This window comes from Shimia sp. R9_2 (genome assembly GCF_017743735.1).
Lineage (GTDB): Bacteria > Pseudomonadota > Alphaproteobacteria > Rhodobacterales > Rhodobacteraceae > Shimia.
The window spans coordinates 599047-617171 of the sequence record NZ_JAGHRO010000001.1 but is presented as its reverse complement, the minus strand read 5'-3'; the positions used below and the strand labels follow the sequence as shown (position 1 = coordinate 617171).

Annotated in this window: 13 protein-coding genes; 10 read left to right on the top strand and 3 right to left on the bottom strand. The window is 57.2% G+C overall.

The window, feature by feature from the left end; translation table 11 throughout:
- Positions 1-29: 29 nt before the first annotated feature.
- The 4 genes from J7400_RS02830 to J7400_RS02815 are packed head-to-tail and all read left to right on the top strand — an operon-like array spanning position 30 to position 6739.
- Entirely contained in the window at positions 30-1037 is a 1008-nt protein-coding gene (locus J7400_RS02830; RefSeq protein ID WP_209058797.1) for a MoxR family ATPase, read from the top strand.
- Positions 1034-1918 carry a DUF58 domain-containing protein gene (locus J7400_RS02825; RefSeq protein ID WP_209058794.1) on the top strand — a complete coding sequence of 295 codons (885 nt, stop codon included), beginning with the start codon at positions 1034-1036 and terminating at the stop codon, positions 1916-1918. Before J7400_RS02830 ends, J7400_RS02825 begins: the two co-directional genes overlap by 4 nt.
- Positions 1915-4683: a DUF4159 domain-containing protein gene (locus tag J7400_RS02820; RefSeq protein ID WP_209058790.1), complete on the top strand. Its 2769-nt coding sequence runs from the start codon at positions 1915-1917 to the stop codon at positions 4681-4683. Before J7400_RS02825 ends, J7400_RS02820 begins: the two co-directional genes overlap by 4 nt.
- 13 nt (positions 4684-4696) lie before the next feature.
- The gene (locus J7400_RS02815; RefSeq protein WP_209058788.1) at positions 4697-6739 is read left to right on the top strand and encodes a glutamine amidotransferase; all 2043 of its coding nucleotides are present in this window, start codon (positions 4697-4699) and stop codon (positions 6737-6739) included.
- On the opposite strand, the gene J7400_RS21320 is transcribed toward J7400_RS02815, so the two are convergent.
- Positions 6736-7668: a CatB-related O-acetyltransferase gene (locus J7400_RS21320; RefSeq protein WP_348540102.1), complete on the bottom strand. Its 933-nt coding sequence runs from the start codon at positions 7666-7668 to the stop codon at positions 6736-6738. The two genes, J7400_RS02815 and J7400_RS21320, sit on opposite strands and share 4 nt — an antisense overlap.
- A gap of 193 nt (positions 7669-7861) precedes the next feature.
- Between J7400_RS21320 and gpmI the strand changes: the two genes are divergently transcribed.
- From gpmI to J7400_RS02795, 3 genes are read left to right on the top strand one after another with little or no spacing between them, the layout of a single operon-like run.
- Complete coding sequence (gene gpmI, locus J7400_RS02805) at positions 7862-9379, top strand: 2,3-bisphosphoglycerate-independent phosphoglycerate mutase (RefSeq protein ID WP_209058786.1); 1518 nt, start codon at positions 7862-7864, stop codon at positions 9377-9379.
- Complete coding sequence (locus J7400_RS02800; RefSeq protein ID WP_209058784.1) at positions 9376-10521, top strand: peptidoglycan DD-metalloendopeptidase family protein; 1146 nt, start codon at positions 9376-9378, stop codon at positions 10519-10521. The genes gpmI and J7400_RS02800 overlap by 4 nt, the downstream gene beginning before the upstream one ends.
- A gap of 3 nt (positions 10522-10524) precedes the next feature.
- A complete protein-coding gene (locus J7400_RS02795; RefSeq protein WP_209058782.1) occupies positions 10525-11859 on the top strand; it encodes a S41 family peptidase in 1335 nt (444 codons plus the stop codon).
- Between the two features lie 72 nt (positions 11860-11931).
- Here J7400_RS02795 and J7400_RS02790 read toward each other — a convergent pair whose 3' ends face one another.
- Together J7400_RS02790 and J7400_RS02785 are read right to left on the bottom strand one after the other, a co-directional pair.
- Positions 11932-14586: a methyl-accepting chemotaxis protein gene (locus tag J7400_RS02790; RefSeq protein WP_209058780.1), complete on the bottom strand. Its 2655-nt coding sequence runs from the start codon at positions 14584-14586 to the stop codon at positions 11932-11934.
- 81 nt (positions 14587-14667) lie between these two features.
- The gene (locus J7400_RS02785) at positions 14668-15828 is read right to left on the bottom strand and encodes an ABC transporter substrate-binding protein (RefSeq protein WP_209058771.1); all 1161 of its coding nucleotides are present in this window, start codon (positions 15826-15828) and stop codon (positions 14668-14670) included.
- 442 nt (positions 15829-16270) lie between these two features.
- Here J7400_RS02785 and truB point away from each other — a divergent pair, with 442 nt between their 5' ends.
- From truB to rpsO, 3 genes are all read left to right on the top strand, one after another.
- Entirely contained in the window at positions 16271-17182 is a 912-nt protein-coding gene (truB, locus tag J7400_RS02780; RefSeq protein WP_209058769.1) for a tRNA pseudouridine(55) synthase TruB, read from the top strand.
- A 16-nt stretch (positions 17183-17198) separates the two neighbouring features.
- Positions 17199-17708, top strand: a complete 510-nt coding sequence (locus J7400_RS02775; RefSeq protein WP_209058767.1) for a DUF1643 domain-containing protein — start codon at positions 17199-17201, stop codon at positions 17706-17708.
- 147 nt (positions 17709-17855) lie between these two features.
- Positions 17856-18125: a 30S ribosomal protein S15 gene (rpsO, locus tag J7400_RS02770; RefSeq protein WP_209058765.1), complete on the top strand. Its 270-nt coding sequence runs from the start codon at positions 17856-17858 to the stop codon at positions 18123-18125.

Sequence of the window (18125 nt, the reverse complement as noted above, 5' to 3'; positions counted from 1 at the left end):
AAGCAGTATACGGATACGGGAGAGTCCGCATGGCAGATGAGAGCGATCTTGTCGCAGAAATTGAAACTCTGGGCACCAAGCTGGCTGCGGCAAGAGAGGCGATCACGCGACGCTTTATCGGACAGGAACGTGTGGTCGACCTCACACTTTCCGCCTTGCTTTGCGGGGGACACGCGCTTTTGATCGGCCTTCCGGGCTTGGGAAAAACACGGCTGGTGGACACGCTTTCGACAGTGATGGGGCTCAATGGCAACCGTGTGCAATTCACGCCGGATTTGATGCCAGCAGACATCTTGGGCTCGGAAGTTCTGGAAAAAGCAAAAGGCGGGGCGCGCACCTTCCGATTCGTACCCGGGCCAATTTTCTGCCAGCTGCTGATGGCAGATGAAATCAACCGCGCAAGCCCACGCACACAATCTGCCCTTTTGCAGGCGATGCAGGAGAAGCAAGTCACAGTTGCTGGCGAAGACCGCCCCCTCGATGCGCCGTTTCACGTGCTCGCCACCCAAAACCCTATTGAGCAGGAAGGCACCTACCCGCTTCCCGAAGCGCAGCTCGACCGTTTTCTGGTACAAATCGATGTGCCGTATCCTGATCGCGACACAGAGCGTGACATCCTTCTCGCCACAACGGGGGTGGAAGAGGACGAAGCCCACGAAGTCTTTACGGCTGAGGAGCTGATTGATGCTCAGACTCTGCTGCGGCGCATGCCCGTCGGAGAAAGCGTGATGGAGCTGATCCTCGATCTCGTTCGGGCCTGCCGCCCCGAGGATGAAACCGCCGCCGAAGCCGTGCGTGAAAACGTTGCCTGGGGGCCGGGTCCGCGCGCTGCCCAAGCTTTGATGATGACCGTTCGCGCACAAGCGTTGTTGCAGGGTCGCCTTGCTCCAAATGCCCAAGACGTGATCGACATGGCCGCACCGGTGCTCAGCCACCGCATGGCATTGACTTTCGCGGCGCGTGCCCGCGGCGAGTCCCTTGCCGATCTGATCGCTCAAACCGTCACACGATTTGATAGCGTGGGAGCAGCCGCGTGAATGCAGCCCCCCATCTGCGTAGCCGCGCCGAAGCGGAAGCCGCTCGCCTCCCTCCCCTCCTTGCACAGGCGGATCATTTGGCAGGCACTGTGCTGTTGGGGGAACACGGCCGACGCCGCTCTGGTATGGGAGACGATTTCTGGCAGTACCGTCCCGTACAGCCCGGCGATAGCCTACGCATGATCGACTGGCGGCGTTCCGCCAAATCAGACGCGCAATTTGTGCGCCAGCGCGAATGGCAGGTGGCGCAATCCATCATGATGTGGATCGACACCGCCCCATCGATGCAATTTGCCAGCGATCCTACTCTCCCGAACAAAGCAGATCGTGCACGTCTTTTGGCGCTTGCATTGGCGATCTTGCTGATCCGCAGCGGGGAACGGGTGGGCCTTACCGGCACCGATCTCCCGCCCCGCCGCGGCGAAGCACAGATCCTGCGATTGGCCGAAATGTTTCTGCGTGACGATCTTGACGGAGAACTGCCCGACTATGGAACACCAGAGGCCCGCGCCATGCTTCCCCACGCTAGGGCCGTATTTGTTTCCGACTTCATGGGAGACTTTGACGCCGTGGCAGCGGCGCTCGCCAAGGCCTCAGATCGTGGCGTGCGCGGCGTGTGCTTGCAAATTCTCGATCCGGCGGAAGAGAGTTTTCCATATCGTGGCCGTGCGATCTTTGAGAGCATGGGCGGCGGGCTCACACACGACACCAAGAAAGCGGATGATCTGAAAGATCGTTATTTGGAACGCCTCGCCGAACGTCAGGCAGCGCTAAAGGATCTCTGCCGTGTCACCGGCTGGCTATATGGCTATCACACAACGCAGCACTCCGCACAGTCTGCCCTGCTTTGGGCGCATCGTGCCTTGGAGAAACGCGCATGATCGGCGGCCTCTCCATCGGATTTGCAACGCCTTGGCTTTTGGCATCATTGATCGCCTTACCAGTCCTCTGGCTGATCTTGCGCGCTATTCCACCAGCCCCAATCAAGCGCCGCTTTCCGGGCGTGGTCCTGCTTTTGGGCCTCTCTGATGAAGATACTGTCACAGACCGAACACCATGGTGGCTCCTTCTTTTACGTACACTTGCCGTGGCCGCTCTTATCATTGGCCTCGCTGGCCCCACACTTAACCCTCAGCCCAAAGAGGCAGGCAAAGGCCCGCTTCTGATTTTGATGGATGCAAGCTGGGCCTCATCCCCAGATTGGGAAGCCCGCCGTGAAATGGTGGCGGCCCTTTTGGATGAAGCCGCGCGCAATGGTCGCGTCGCAAGTGTTCAGCGGCTAACAATGCCGGAGCAGGTCCGTTTCCTACAGGCAGATGCCCTGCAAAGTCGCCTCGCAGGCGTCATGCCAATGGCATGGGCGCCTGATAAATACCGCATGGAGGAGTTTTCTGCCGACCTGACAACAACGCTCGGCGATCAGAGTTTCGACACGGTCTGGCTCTCGGATGGAATTGAACGCGAAGGCCGCAAGGAGTTGTTGGAAACACTGCAACAGCGTGGGTCTGTTCGCATCATTCAGACTGGCCTTGCGGTAACCGGTCTCCTGCCTGCAGCCTATGATGACGGGCGCTTGGTCCTCAATGCTATCCGCAGTCAAGCCGGGCCTGCGCGCGAAGTGACCGCCCAAGTTATTGGGACAGATCCAAGTGGCACCGAACGCGTTCTGGCCGCTCTGCCACTCACTTTTGAGCTCGGCTCCAACAAAGCTGAGAACGCCATCGTATTGCCGTCAGAACTGCGCGCGCGCGTGACTCGGTTTGAACTGTCCGGCATCCGCTCAGCAGGGGCCGTTGCCCTTAGTGATGACAGCTTGCGTCGCCGTGAAATCGCTCTGATCGCAGGACGTGAGGACCGCGAAGGTTTGCAACTGCTTTCGCCTTTACATTACCTGCGCCAAGCCTTGGTTCCGACAGCGGATGTTATTGAAGGTGCACTGTCAGATATCCTCCCAGCTAACCCTGACGTCATTGTCATGGCGGATGTTGCGGTTCTGTCTGTCGGGGAAAGTGAAGCTGTGCTGAACTGGGTCAACGGCGGAGGCCTTTTGCTGCGCTTTGCCGGCCCGCGCCTTGCAGCCAGTGAAATCAGCCGAACAGAAGAGGACCCACTGTTGCCTGTCCGCTTGCGCGCAGGAGGCCGCAGCGTCGGAGGCGCTATGAGCTGGGGCGAGCCAAAATCGCTCGCGCCTTTTGAACAGGACAGCCCGTTCTTTGGACTTGAAGTGCCAGATGAAGTCACAGTGACCGCCCAAGTCATGGCGCAACCTGATCCGACGCTTGCAGACCGTGTCATTGCAAGCTTGAGCGACGGCACACCACTGGTGACACGCAAAGCTGTCGGAGAGGGTCAAGTTGTCTTAATGCATGTCACCGCCAATGCCGAATGGTCGGGACTGCCGCTTTCCGGTTTGTTTGTTCAGATGTTAGATCGCCTCGCCGTGCTCAGTGCCGTGGGCACGGATGCGGAGACCCGGCTTGCAGGCACGACATGGCAACCTTTGAAGGTCCTGGACGGCTTTGGCCGATTGGAAGACGCCCAGACGCTGCCCGGTGTCAGTGGAGAAGCGTTGTCTGAGAGACAAATTGGGCCTGACCTGCGCCCAGGCCTCTATCGAGATGGAGATAAAATTCTTGCACTGCCGGTATTGCCCAACGACGCAAGCTTAGCGCCTGCGCTTTGGCCTGTTTCGATCCCGGTTGAAGGACTACGTGGCGCCGTAACTCGCGACCTTGCAGGGTTCTTCCTGTCAGCGGCACTGATCATTCTCGCTATCGACGTCCTGGCTTCGCTGTTGGTTTCCGGCCGTCTTTGGGGCGCGCGTGCTGCAGCGAGCCTCGTGGCCCTGCTGTGCGTCTCGCCAGAGGTCTACGCGGAAGACGAGTTCCCACCACCCGCCCAGGCCATTGACAGCTATGAGGTTGTTCTGGGCCATGTCCGTACGGGCAATGTAGATGTGGATGATATTGCGCTGGCAGGGCTGCGTGGTCTTGGGAATGTGCTGTATTTCCGCACCTCCATCGAGCCAGCGGAACCAACCACGGTTGATCTGGAAACCGATGAGCTGGCGTTTTATCCGTTTCTCTATTGGCCCATCACGTCAGATCAACCCATCCCGTCGCGTGAAGCATATGCAAAACTCAATGCATATCTGCGGTCTGGCGGTATGATCCTGTTTGATACGCGTGATGCAGATGTCGCGCGTTTTGGCACTTCCAGCCCGGAAGGCCGCATGTTGCAACGCCTCGCAGCTGGACTTGACATCCCTCCGCTCGACCCACTGCCCGAAGACCATGTTCTGACCCGGACGTTCTATCTGTTGCAAGATTTCCCGGGCCGCTACATGAACCGCGATGTTTGGGTAGAAGCGGCACCGCCGGATGCGGAGAAAATTGAAGGCATGCCCTTTCGTAACCTGAACGACGGGGTGACGCCGGTCGTTATCGGCGGCAACGATTGGGCTGCTGCTTGGGCGGTTGATACCCGTGGCAACACACTCTTCCCCGTTGGAAGAGGCCGAGCCGGAGAACGCCAACGAGAGCTATCATATCGCTTCGGAATCAATCTGATAATGCATGTGCTCACCGGCAATTATAAGAGCGATCAGGTCCATGTGCCTGCGTTGCTGGATCGGTTGGGACAATGACGCGAGGCGCCGTATGACCGGAACAATGGTGTTTGACCCCATCATCCCAATTTGGCTTCTGGCCGCGTTGGCTTTGCTTTGTGGCGTTGCCGTTTCGTTTGCGCTTTGGCGGGGACTGAGTGGGTGGGGCTGGCGCGGCCTAGCTGGTATTGTCGTGCTCGGTGCTTTGGCTGGCCCCGTCTGGCACACAGAAAACCGCGCTCCATTGAGCGACATCGTTCTGATGTTGGTTGATCAATCCGCCAGCCAGCGCCTCTCAGTTCGCGCAGCACAAACCGACGCTGCGGCGCAGGCGCTGCAATCCCGCCTTGAGGCACGCTCAAACACCGAAGTGCGCCGCATTCCCATTCGAGATACCAACGGAGACGGTGGCACCGAAATGATGGCCGCGCTCTCTGAAGCCCTTGCGCAAGAACCGCAGGGGCGGATTGCCGGGATCGTTGCTCTCAGTGACGGCCAAATACATGACATGCCCCTGGCGCCGGAACTGCCAGCACCTTTCCATCTTTTGTTATCTGGGCAGTCAGAGGACTGGGATCGAAGACTGATCGTGCGCAACGCGCCAGCCTTCGCGATACTGGGGGAGCCCGTCACCCTCACGCTTCGTATCGAAGATAGCGGAGCAGCGCCTCAAAATGTTGACCGCGTTCCTTTGGACATCTCGGTGGATGGTGGGGAATCTGAACGCTTCATGGTGCCCATTGATCGTGACATCGAGCTGCCTGTCACGCTGCCTCATGGTGGGCGCAATGTTATCCAGTTCACCGTCCCTGTCACGGATGGGGAGCTGACAGACCGCAACAATGCTGCGCTCGTGCAAATCAACGGCGTTCGGGATCGGCTGCGGGTGTTGCTGGTTTCCGGCGAGCCGCACCCAGGAGGGCGCACCTGGCGGAATCTTCTGAAATCAGATGCCTCCGTAGACCTTGTGCATTTTACAATTCTGCGGCCTCCGGAAAAACAAGACGGTGTGCCAGTCAGCGAGCTTTCCCTGATCGCTTTCCCCACACGCGAGCTGTTCCTCGAGAAGGTCGAAGACTTCGATCTCATCATCTTTGATCGCTACCAACGTCGGGGCATTCTGCCTTCGCTTTATCTTGAAAACGTCGCGCAATATGTGCGCAACGGCGGCGCTGTCCTTGTCGCCGCAGGCCCAGACTATGCCAGCGCCGACAGCATCTACCGATCCCCTTTGTCCGAGGTGTTGCCCGCCAGCCCAACGGCCCGCGTGGTTGAAGAAGCCTTTAGAGCTGAAATCAGCAAATTGGGGCAACGCCACCCCGTAACAACCGGCTTGCCAATGGAAGGCGACTGGGGCCGATGGCTTCGGCAGGTGGAGGTCACGCCGGACGAAGGCGATGTCTTGATGACCGGATCCGACAACCGCCCCCTTCTGGTTCTGAACCGAGTGGGTGAGGGGCGCGTCGCGCTCCTGGCCTCAGATCATGCGTGGCTCTGGGCGCGCGGATTTGAAGGCGGTGGGCCGCAGCTGGAGCTTTTACGCCGTTTGGCCCATTGGATGATGGGCGAGCCTGAGCTTGAAGAAGAGACGCTTTGGGCAGAACCCACGGGTCAAAACCTGCGCATTATCCGCCGAAGCCTATCTGAAGAAGTCGGTGAGGTCACAATCACCACCCCTTCTGGTGACATCGAAACTCTTTCGATGAGCGAAGTGAGCCCAGGTCAATTTGAAACGCGCTTTGAAGGTGCGGAAATTGGTCTCTACCGACTGAGCCAAGATGACAAGGAAACTGTTGTCGGCCTCGGACCTGCCGCCCCGCGTGAGTTTGAGCAGACAATCGCCAGCGCGGAAATTTTGGCCCCACTTTTGGAAGCCACCCGAGGCGGAGTGCTGCGTTTGGAAGAGGGCGTGCCGAGCGTGCGCAACGTGCGCGAAGGCCGACCAGCTGCCGGGCGCAACTGGATTGGCCTGACGCCGCGCGAGGCATATGAAACACTGGATGTGGCCCGAGCACCGCTCCTGCCAGCATGGCTGGTCCTGCTTCTGGCCTCAGGCTTCATCCTGACAGGCTGGTTGCGTGAGGGTCGCAGCTAGGCGCGTTTGCGGCCAGCCTTCCGAAGTTTGCGGCGCAGAACAGACAGCAGACCTGCCTCGCGCTTACGCGCTTCTTGCTCCGTGTCATAGCGCAGCAACAAAGGAAGGCTCAGCGGATCATCTTCCGGCACCGGAAAGGCGCGCGGCGCGCTCACCTCAACGCCCAAGGAATGCTGCCCCTTGGTGTAGACCTGTACGCTTTTGAAAGACTGCGGCGTTTCGGTGATAACTCCAGCGGTCTCCCGCGTATCGATCTCGTCCATAGCGCTTTCAATATTGTCAAATTCCACACCCGCCAGATCGTTGATGTCAAATCGCCACCAACGTAGATGTAGCAGCCGCTCAATCACGTCACGATCAAACCTGAACCGCATGTGCGCCGCCGGCAGCCCCGCGACGATCGCGTATGGCGGTACGTCTTTGGTGACAAAAGCATTGCCCGACACGATCGCCCCATGCCCGATTTTCACGCCCCGCCGAATGGTGGCCCCAGCGCCAATCCAAACATCATGGCCAATGCTCACACATCCTTTGGCAGCATTGTTATTCGTTTCGGTACGCGCCACACGCCGCCGTTTGGTCGCTTCTTTTTCCGGGGGATAAAATTTGAACTGCTCAAAGGTATATTGGCTCGGTGATGTCGATAACCAGTTGGTCGGATGCTCCCCTTCGCCAATCGTCACGCCAGGCCCAACACTACAATAACGCCCTATCCGATCCACATAACGCACGATCCCGGTGCGCAGATAGGAATACATCCCTATTTCGAGGTTCTGATAGTAGAACATTGGGGCATTGTTGAGTTGGCTTGGCGCTTCAAACCGCACCTGTAGGTGTTTTCCTCGTGTATCAATACCCTGCGTCACCCGCAGACCTTGCTGCGACAGCTCCCCAAACGGGCGTAGCTCAGAGGATTTTACGTTCGACACTTTTTGGGTCTCTCACCATGGGATCTCTTCTTTATCCACTACGGCGGTTAAGGATCCATTTACCGCGATTGCATGCGAATTGCGCCACCAACCGCGTAAGAACAATTGAAAGGCAAAAACAGGTTCCTTCACCCTCTGCACCACGGTAAAACGCGGTGATTGAGGCCAACAAACCCTGTGGAGCAAGAAGAGCATGGCACCCAAGCCCGTTGTTTTGTGCATTTTGGACGGCTGGGGGCTGTCTGAGCAAACTGAAGCCAACGCACCCTATTTGGCCAATACCCCAAATTTTGACGCAATGCTGGCCGATGGACCGCATGCCAAGCTGATCACGCATGGACCAGATGTAGGTCTGCCGAGCGGACAGATGGGCAATTCCGAGGTGGGCCATACCAACATTGGCGCTGGCCGCGTTGTGGCGATGGATCTCGGCCAAATCGACCTCGCAATCGAGGATGGCTCTTTCTTTCAGAATGTTGCGCTGCAAGCGTTTATCGCCAAGCTCAAGGAAACCGGCGGCACGGCACATCTAATGGGCGTTGTCTCCGACGGAGGGGTTCACGGTCACATCACGCATGTATTGGCCGCAATGAAAGCCATCACCGCCGCAGGTGTGCCCGTGATACTGCATGCCGTAACAGACGGACGCGACGTGGCACCCAAATCTGCTCTGGGATATTTCGACACATTGTCGTCCGAAATGCCCGAAGGCGCACAGATTGGCACCGTCACTGGCCGCTACTACGCGATGGACCGGGACAACCGTTGGGAGCGCGTCTCGCAAGCCTATAAAGCGTGGACTTCGGGCAATGCCGCGCACAGTGCAGCTGACGCCAAAGCCGCCATCGACGACGCATATGCACGTGATGAAAGCGATGAATTCATCACAGCTACCGTGATTGGTGACTACGCAGGAGCAAAAGACGGTGATGGCTTCTTCTGCCTGAACTTCCGCGCCGACCGCGCCCGCGAAATTCTCGCCGCTCTGGCGCAACCGGACTTCTCCGATTTTGACGTAGCCGCCCGCCCCACTTGGTCGGCGGTGCTGGGAATGGTCGACTATTCCGAAGCCCACAATGCCTACATGACCACCGCTTATCCAAAGCAGGAAATCGTCAACACGCTTGGCGAATGGGTCGCCAAACACGGCAAAACCCAATTCCGTCTGGCTGAAACTGAAAAATACCCCCATGTGACCTTCTTCCTAAATGGCGGAGAAGAAACACCCTCTGAGGGCGAAGACCGTTTCATGCCGAAATCGCCCAAAGTCGCCACCTATGACCTGCAGCCTGAAATGAGCGCGGAGGAGGTCACCGAGAAATTCGTTGCCGCGATCGAGCATGGCTACGATCTGATCGTCACCAATTTCGCGAACCCAGACATGGTTGGCCATACTGGAAGCCTTGAGGCGGCTATCGCGGCCTGTGAAGCCGTCGATTACGGGCTTGGCAAAGTACGCACCGCGCTGGAAGCGGCGGGCGGCACAATGATCGTCACGGCCGATCACGGAAATTGCGAAGTTATGGTCGATCCCGAAACAGGCGGTCCGCACACAGCCCACACCACCAACTTGGTGCCTGTGGTGCTCGTGAACGGGCCGGAAGGCGCCGTGCTGCGCGATGGGCGCCTGGCTGACCTTGCTCCCACCCTGTTGCAACTCATGGGGCTGGAACAAGCTGTCGAGATGACCGGGGAGAGCCTGATCTCTTGAGACACCCCAGCATCTTTGCGGCTGCACTTGGCTTGTGGCTCACCACAACAATAGCGCTGGCAGAAACCAATCCCTCTGAAGCTGCACGAGAAGCAGCGACGCAGCTGGAAGAAGCCTCGGTCGCGCTCGCACAAGCCAAATCCAGCCGCGATCGCGTAAAATCTCTGACCAAGGTCGTTCACGCCTATGAAACCGGCCTAACAGCCTTGCGCGCGGGGCTGCGGCGGGCGTCTATCCGCGAAGCACAGCTCTCCATACAGCTCAAAGCGCAAGAGACAGAGATCGCCAGCTTGCTGGGTGTCTTGCAATCCATGAGTTCAGGCCCGGCGCCAGTGGTGCTTGTCCATCCAGGTGGTCCGATGGGCACCGCCCGATCAGGCATGATCATCGCAGAGGTAACACCTGCTCTTGAGGCCAAAGCGGCGCAAGTGCGTCGTGATCTGGAAGAAGTCACCATTCTGCGCAGCTTGCAGGAGGGCGCAGCTGAAACGCTTCAGAACGGATTGACCGGTGCCCAAGACGCCCGGACGGCTCTCAGCAAGGCGATCGCGGATCGCAAGGACCCGCCTCTGCGCTTCGTTGAGGATCCGGTGCAAACCGCTTTGCTGATAGCCTCTACAGAAACCCTAGAAGGCTTTGCCAGCGCGCTTGTTGACCTTCAGATAGAAAGCCTGGAAAACATAACACTGCCGGATGTGAACGACCGCAAAGGCCAGCTCGCACTCCCCGTGGCGTCAACCGTGCTACGCCGCGCAGGGGAAGCAGACGCCGCTGGCATCCGTCGCCCCGGGCTTGTGCTGGCGACCCGGCCAAGCGCTCTGGTCGTCACACCAACCCCAGCGACGATCCGCTATCGCGGGCCGCTTTTGGATTTCGGAAACGTGATGATCCTTGAGCCGCAGCCCGGCGTACTCTTTATATTCGCAGGCCTTGAACAGGTCTTTGGAGATGTTGGGCAAGTCCTATCGGAAGGCGCTCCAGTCGGGCTGATGGGGGGAAACGGGCTGGAAACCGGTGCAATTCTCTCACAGTCTGGTGATGGCTCTGGCAATGCTCGACCAGAAACGCTCTATATAGAGGTCAGAGAGGGCAAATCACCCGTGGACCCGGAAACCTGGTTCCAAACGAATGAGGATGGATAAGCAATGAAGAAATTCGTCGCCGCCGCAGCAGGAGGCATCGTGGCGGGGCTTTTGGTCACCACTCAGGTGGCCGGGCCGCTCCTTGCGCAAGAAAGCGAGCGCAAGACCAACGTCTATGAACAGCTGGACCTGTTTGGCGACATCTTTGAACGCATTCGCATTCAATATGTTGAAGAAGTGGACGAGGGGGACCTGATCGAAGCAGCAATCAACGGCATGCTGACGTCGCTCGACCCTCACTCCAGCTACCTCTCTCCGGATGATGCCAGCGACATGCGCGTGCAAACACGCGGAGAATTTGGCGGGCTGGGCATCGAAGTCACTCAGGAAGAAGGCTTTGTAAAAGTCGTCTCTCCAATCGACGACACGCCGGCTGCCTCCGCCGGCATCGAAGCAGGTGACTTTATCACCCATGTGGACGGGGAAAGCGTTCTAGGCCTAAACCTTGATGAGGCGGTCGAACGTATGCGCGGCCCGGTGGGCAGCGAGATCGTGATCACAGTGGTGCGAGAGGGCGAACCCGAACCGTTTGACGTGACCATCATCCGTGACACCATCAAGCTCACCGCCGTACGTTCCCGCACCGAGGGTGATAGCGTTGTTCTGCGTGTGACCACGTTTAATGACCAAACCACTCCGAACCTTGAAAGTGGCTTTGCCAAACAAGTTGAAGAACTTGGTGGCATGGAAAACATCAACGGCATCGTGCTGGATCTGCGTAACAACCCAGGCGGCTTGCTGACCCAGGCGATCAGCGTGTCTGACAGCTTCCTTGAAAAGGGTGAGATCGTCTCGACCCGCGGCCGTAATCCGCAAGATGGAGAGCGCTACAACGCGACACCCGGCGATCTGGCTGAAGGTAAACCGATTGTCGTGCTGATCAACGGTGGCTCTGCTTCGGCATCAGAGATTGTGGCTGGCGCCCTTCAAGATCATCGCCGCGCAATTGTTGTTGGCACCAAGAGCTTTGGCAAAGGTTCTGTGCAGACTGTGATGCCGCTGCGTGGTGACGGTGCGATGCGTCTCACGACTGCGCGCTATTACACGCCGTCTGGCCGCTCCATCCAAGCCCTCGGCGTCAGCCCGGACATCGTTGTCGAACAGCCGCGCCGTGCGCCGGAGACAGAGGATGAAGAGGAAACCAACCGCAATATCCGCAGTGAAGCGGATCTGCGTGGCAGCCTCAACAACGACAGCCTGACTGAGGACGAACGTCGCCAGATCGAAGAAGATCGCGAGAAAGCCGAAGCCGCGGCCAAGCTGCGCGAAGAGGACTATCAGCTCGCCTATGCGCTCGATATCCTCAAAGGCCTCTCAGCCCTCGGCCCAACCGAGTAATCGGGTCCATAGAAAACGCGAAAGGGCGCTGATCATATCAGCGCCCTTTATGTTTTAAGAGCACAGCAGGCTTTACTCAGCTGCCCACTGAGGTTCTTGATTTTCTTCCCAATCCTCTTCGTCTACGGACAGTTCCGAAGAATTGGACACAGCAAAGTGCGACATGAGGCCGGAGAGCCTTTCTGCATTCTGGCTGAGCAGTTGGCCCGCAGCGCTTGTTTCTTCGACCATCACAGCATTTTGCTGCGTCACTTGATCCAGCTGAGACACTGATTTATTGGCCTCTGACAATCCGTTCGCCTGAGACGCAGAGGATTCCGCAATATGTCCAACGAGCCCTGAGATATGGCTCACCCGGTCAGAAATGCTGCGCAGGGCTTCGCCTGTTTTGGCGACCAAATCCACTCCGTGCTCGACCTGTTGCGTGCTCTTGGAAATCAGGTCTTTGATTTCGCTCGCTGAATCCGTTGTACGATGCGACAGGCTGCGCACCTCAGATGCAACCACGGCGAAGCCACGTCCGGCATCTCCGGCGCGTGCGGCCTCGACCCCAGCGTTCAATGCCAGAAGATTGGTCTGGAATGCGATGTCGTCGATCACGCCAATGATCTGCGCGATCTGTGCGGAGCTGGTTTCGATGTCCTGCATCGCCAAGACGGCATCTTCGACCACCTTACGGCTTTCCGCAGTTTCATCGCGGGCGTTCTCTGTCGTGATGGCGGCATCTTGTGAGCCACTCGCTGCGGATTGCACGCTGTTGGTCAATGCTTCGATAGAAGATGCCGTTTCCTCAAGCGTTGCCGCCTGACTTTCGGTGCGATACGCCAAATCGTTGGAGGCCTGACTGATCTCAGCGGAACCGTTGCGGATCGACTCTGCCACGCTGACCACTTCCTGAACGGTTTCATTCAGCGTTTCGGCAGTTGTGTTGAAATCATCTTTCAACTTGGCATAGCCCGCGGTCAACTCTGCTTCGATACGATAACTCAGATCACCATCCGCCAGTTTCGCCAAGCCGGTGCCAATCGCATCCACCGCCGCCATCTGCTCGGCACGGTTCTTTTCGCGCTCTGCTTCGGCAACCCGAGTATTTTCTTCTTTCTCGACAAGACCGTCACGGAAAACCTTAAGCGCATTGGCTATTCGAGCGATCTCATCACTGGCCCGTTCAAAACCTTCGACAGGGCTCATATCCCCCTGAGAGAGGCGCTCGGTTGTTTTGCTAATCGCATTCAAAGGACGGCTGATCAACACATGGCTGAGCAGAAGCGCAACACCGACCAAGCCAAGCGCTGCCCAGCCCATGAGCATGAGGTGTTCTTTCACCTGCGATGCATCGGCAGCGAGCGCTTTGGCCTGAGTGGTTATGGTGCCTTGGCTTTCCAAACCACGCATGGAGGCCTGACCTGCAATCTTGAGTACAGCGTCCACGGTTTCGTTGGCCGCTTCGGTCGCTGAACCATCCGCTTCGATAGACGCGATACGGAACGAGGCAAGCCCCAGCCCAGGCTCTGCAATCGCAGTGATTTGGTCGATCATCTCAGCGATGCGCCCATCTCCAAAATCCCTATATGACACCAATTTCTGAGCGGCCGCAGACATAGCCTTTTCTTCGCGCATCGCAGCATCAACTGTATGGGCAGTCACAACTTTCAGAGCGTCACTCTGGAAGACACCAAGCGCGGAATTGATCTCCAGCAGCGCATTCATAAATGCCACTTCGTTATCAAGAAGCCCTTGGATGGCTTCTCGGTTCCCAGTCGCGGCATCGTCAGCCGCGATTGTCAGCTCAAACAGCATATCGTCCACGGCGCTCACAAGAATGGCGTCCGCACGCTGGCGAATGGCCAAAACCTCATCACGTGGTACACCTCGGCCAATCAGGCCTGCTGAAATCGCTTTGAGCAATCCGGCAGAGACTTCCTGCAAAGAGTCCGCAACCGGCGCACCAGCTTCAAAACCCTCCAGAGTGGTAAGGGCTTCTTTCAAACGGTTGTGCGACGAAATTCCAAGATCCGACAGTATCGAGCGCATCGAGCGATCTTTGGACGTAGACATCGCCAAAGACACACCCGTCAAAAAATTGATCTCAGCGCGCGTGTCCAATAGTGCCTGTAGCGTTGCAAAGCGTGTGTCGACCAAATCAAGCAATGTGGCATCAATTGAGGTCATCGTATCCTCGCCCTGCACCACAATGTCAAAATAGGCGTCGTCAGCAATTTCCAGCAATGCACCGGTTAAGGCGGCTCCTGCAGCCTGCAGGTCCGCAATCATTGCATTGGATTGGGCTGTGCTTTCAAAGGCTGTTGTGCGGGCTGATATCGAAGTACGTAACGTATTACGCACTTGTTTCAGATCGGCCTCAAATTCGGCTTTCACTTCTTCCGGCAGGCTATCTACGGCAGACGTAAGCTCCGCGCTCGAAGCGCGCACCTTTTGTGAAGCGGCTTCCAGCTCTTCAGCATTATTGGCCACCAGCACAGCGATCATCGCATCTTTGGTGTTGTTGGCCGACATAATCAGAGCGTTGCTTTGCGCCAGTTTGGGGAGATCACTATCCGTCATCTTGCGCACACTTTGATCAACACGATCAAAGGACTGATAATTCACATAGCCAGCACCAAAAGCGACAGCCATGAGCGTAAGCAATAGGAAGGTGATTTTACCGCGTATGCTCGACAGGACATTCAGTCGGCGTAAAATCTGAGACGCTCGTGAGCGGAGCATGGTCGTACCTCTAGATAATCTTTTGGCGAAGTGCCCCGCCGAAACAGGCGGGGCAATTTGGCATTTTCACGAACTTGCGTTTTAAGAACCGCCTGCAGCGACAATAGGTGTAAAGCTCCCATCAGCAGCGATACGGGTTAGGAAGACGTCGTCCATGCCCTGATTGTCGCCCGCGCCGAAAGTCATGGTCACACCACCTAGATCGACAGCTTCAAGTCCTGCCATCGCCGCCAGAAAACTTTCGCGTGTCAAAGATTTGCCAGCTGCATTCAGCCCTTCGATTGCCAGACGTCCGACCATGTAGCCTTCCAGCGTCACAAAACCTGGTTTCTCTTCTGCATCCAATGCTGCCAGTGCTTCAGTGTACTGTGCAACGACAGGGATGGAGGCATCCCAAGGAAACGGCACCACCTGGCTGATAATCACGCCCTCACCATCTGCACCCAATTCATTGGCCAACGCCGATGAGCCCACAAATGAAATATTCACGAACTCCGCATCGATCTTCATCTTCCGCGCCAACTTGATAAATTCGGCGACCGGCTTGAAAGCTCCAACCATCACGACGGCATCTGGCTTGGCCTTGCGGATCGACAGAAGCGCCTTTTTCACGGCAACTGTGTTACGAGTGTAGGTGCCCTCTGCCGCAAGGCTCATACTGCGTTTTTCAAGCGCAGCATTCACACCTGCCAACCCCACACGGCCAAAACCATCATCTTGATAGAGGATCGCGATGTTTTTCAGCCCCTGCTGGTCAACAAGGTATTCGATCCACGCTTCTGTTTCGGCGGCATAGGTTGCGCGCACATTGAATATATTGCCATGGCTCGCGTCGCGCAAAAATCCTGCGCCTGTGAATGGGCCAATAAAGGGCATGTTGGCTTCCGTGGCGATCGGTTGTGTCGCTGAGGATGTTGGCGTGCCAACGGGGCCAATCAAGCCAATATGATTGTTTCCTTCCACGACAGATTTGACCAAAGTCGCAGAACGATCCGGCTCATAGCCATCATCCATGCTTTCCAGTTTCAACATGCGACCATGCACGCCGCCCGCAGCATTCGCCTCCTCAAAAGCTGCCATGATGCCAAGGCGCATACCTGTGCCAAGTGCGGCAGCTGGTCCGTCCAGCGCGGCAACCTGAGCAAAGGTCACGCTGGTATCGGTTATGCCTTGCTCTGCATTGGCAAATATAGGCAAAGCGGCAATTGTGGCTGCCGCGAGCATCGTGTTTCTGAAAAACATATAAAGATCTCCGGTTCGCTGATCTTCACAGTCTCTGAATCACCATCATAAGTTTCCGTTAATCGGCTTTTGGCACGGATACCTAAGGGTATTCATTTTCAATCTAATTTGAGCTGGTTTGGATTGATAGTCACGCATCTAGAAAACTATAGCTGTATTTCAGAGGCTTATGGGGTTTTCGGTTGAATAGAGAAAACGACTCAACTCTCAATTCAAAGTTGCTTCGTCAATTTTCCCTCAACACACAACTAAACTCTAGAGAGTGTTGATGTCTGCGGTTTAAAACCATGCATTGACTTTGAAACTCCATACTCAGGCTGCGATCTTTTTTAGGCGTGCTCTGATTCTCTAAGCACAGCTCACAGGGTCAAATTGACACCCGGCTTCCAATCCGCTAGGCCGCCGCCTTCATCACACTTCCAAGAGAGACAAAGGTTGGGTCATGGGACGTAAGCGCAAGGGACGTGATATTTCTGGCTGGCTCGTGGTCGACAAGCCTGCAGGCATGACCTCCACCGCTGTGGTCAACAAAGTCCGCTGGGCTTTTGATGCCAAGAAAGCAGGCCACGCTGGCACCCTTGATCCCGATGCCACCGGCGTGCTCGCCGTGGCCCTTGGCGAAGCCACCAAAACCGTGCCGTTCATCACCGATGCGCTAAAGGCCTATACCTTCACCGTACGTCTGGGGCAGGCCACCAACACCGATGATGCCGAAGGCGAAGTGATCGCCCAATCCGATCTGCGCCCCTCTGACGAGGAGATCAAAGCGGCGCTGGGTCAGTTTGTGGGCGACATCATGCAGGTGCCACCCAAGTTTTCTGCGGTGAAAATCGACGGCCAGCGCGCCTATAAACTGGCCCGTGAAGGCGAGGATGTGGAACTTGCCGCCCGCCCGCTCTGGGTCGAAGAGCTGGTGATGGTGGACCGCAAAGATCAAGACCACGTCACCCTTGAAATGACCTGCGGCAAAGGCGGCTATGTGCGCTCCATTGCGCGTGATCTTGGCGCGGCGCTTGGCTGTCACGGCCACGTGCGCGAGCTGCGCCGCATCTGGTCCGGCCCGTTTGACGCCGCCGACGGCCTCACCATTGAACAAATTGACGAGATGGCCAAACAACCCGAACTCGACTCCCACCTGCGCCCGCTTGAAGAGGGCCTGGAAGAGCTCACCGAGGTCAAAGCCACCCCAGATGGCGCCGCCCGTCTGCGCAACGGCAACCCCGGCATGGTGATCGCCCATGATGTGGAATACGGCGAGGAATGCTGGGCCAGCTATGATGACGAGGCCGTGGCCGTGGGCATCTTCAAAGCGGGCGAGCTGCACCCCAACCGGGTATTTGTGAAAGCCGGATAACCCCGGTCGCTGCTCTATGATCACACGCCATTTTCAGAAAGAGGATGCCACCTCCTCCGCGATCTACTCGGAATGCGAAACTTATCGCTATGCGCTGACCCGTGTGTGGGACGATGCGCAGCCGCGCGTGCTCTTCATCATGCTCAACCCCTCCAAGGCTACAGAGCAGCAGAACGACCCCACCATCGAGCGCTGCGAACGCCGCGCCCGCGCGCTGGGGTTTGGCGGCTTTCGCGCGGTCAATATCTTTGCCCTGCGTGAAACCGACCCCAAGAAAATGCGCGCCCACCCGGCCCCGACCGGGCCGGACAATGACGCCATCGTGGCCGAAAGCTGTGACTGGGCCGATGTCATCCTTGCCGCCTGGGGCGCCCATGGCGACCATATGAACCGCGGCTTTGAAATGCGCGACGTTCTCGCCAGTCTGAGCAAACCCATGCACACGCTGGGCCTCACCAAAGCAGGTCACCCCCGCCATCCGCTCTATATCTCCTACGCCCAACAGCCCGAACCTTGGGATCTCTGAGAGATCTAGCGCACAAAACCCTTTTCTTTTTGGCCTCTGAGGACTAAATACGCCCATCCACCGGAGATTCTCCGGCGGATTTCTCTATGGACCTTGCTGGACGACATCCCGGCTTGCGCCCGAAACCTTTTGATATAGGAGACCCCGATGTCGATCACTGTTGAAGAAAAAGCACGCCTGATGAAAGAATTCGCGACCAAAGAGGGCGACACCGGTTCTCCGGAAGTCCAGGTTGCGATCCTAACATCCCGCATCAACACCCTGACTGAGCACTTCAAAACCCACAAGAAAGACAACCACGGCCGCCGTGGTCTTCTGAAAATGGTTGCTCAGCGTCGTAAGCTTCTGGACTACACCAAAGCCAAAGACGAAGCACGCTATCAGGACCTGATCAAGCGTCTGGGCATCCGTCGCTAA

What these genes read in the sequence shown, in the direction of transcription:
- J7400_RS02830 (WP_209058797.1), top strand. Translation starts at nt 30, where the DNA reads ATGGCAGATGAGAGCGATCTTGTCGCAGAAATTGAAACTCTGGGCACC.
- J7400_RS02820 (WP_209058790.1), top strand. Translation starts at nt 1,915, where the DNA reads ATGATCGGCGGCCTCTCCATCGGATTTGCAACGCCTTGGCTTTTGGCA.
- J7400_RS02815 (WP_209058788.1), top strand. Translation starts at nt 4,697, where the DNA reads ATGACCGGAACAATGGTGTTTGACCCCATCATCCCAATTTGGCTTCTG.
- gpmI (WP_209058786.1), top strand. Translation starts at nt 7,862, where the DNA reads ATGGCACCCAAGCCCGTTGTTTTGTGCATTTTGGACGGCTGGGGGCTG.
- J7400_RS02795 (WP_209058782.1), top strand. Translation starts at nt 10,525, where the DNA reads ATGAAGAAATTCGTCGCCGCCGCAGCAGGAGGCATCGTGGCGGGGCTT.
- J7400_RS02790 (WP_209058780.1), bottom strand. Translation starts at nt 14,586, where the DNA reads ATGCTCCGCTCACGAGCGTCTCAGATTTTACGCCGACTGAATGTCCTG.
- J7400_RS02785 (WP_209058771.1), bottom strand. Translation starts at nt 15,828, where the DNA reads ATGTTTTTCAGAAACACGATGCTCGCGGCAGCCACAATTGCCGCTTTG.
- truB (WP_209058769.1), top strand. Translation starts at nt 16,271, where the DNA reads ATGGGACGTAAGCGCAAGGGACGTGATATTTCTGGCTGGCTCGTGGTC.
- J7400_RS02775 (WP_209058767.1), top strand. Translation starts at nt 17,199, where the DNA reads ATGATCACACGCCATTTTCAGAAAGAGGATGCCACCTCCTCCGCGATC.
- rpsO (WP_209058765.1), top strand. Translation starts at nt 17,856, where the DNA reads ATGTCGATCACTGTTGAAGAAAAAGCACGCCTGATGAAAGAATTCGCG.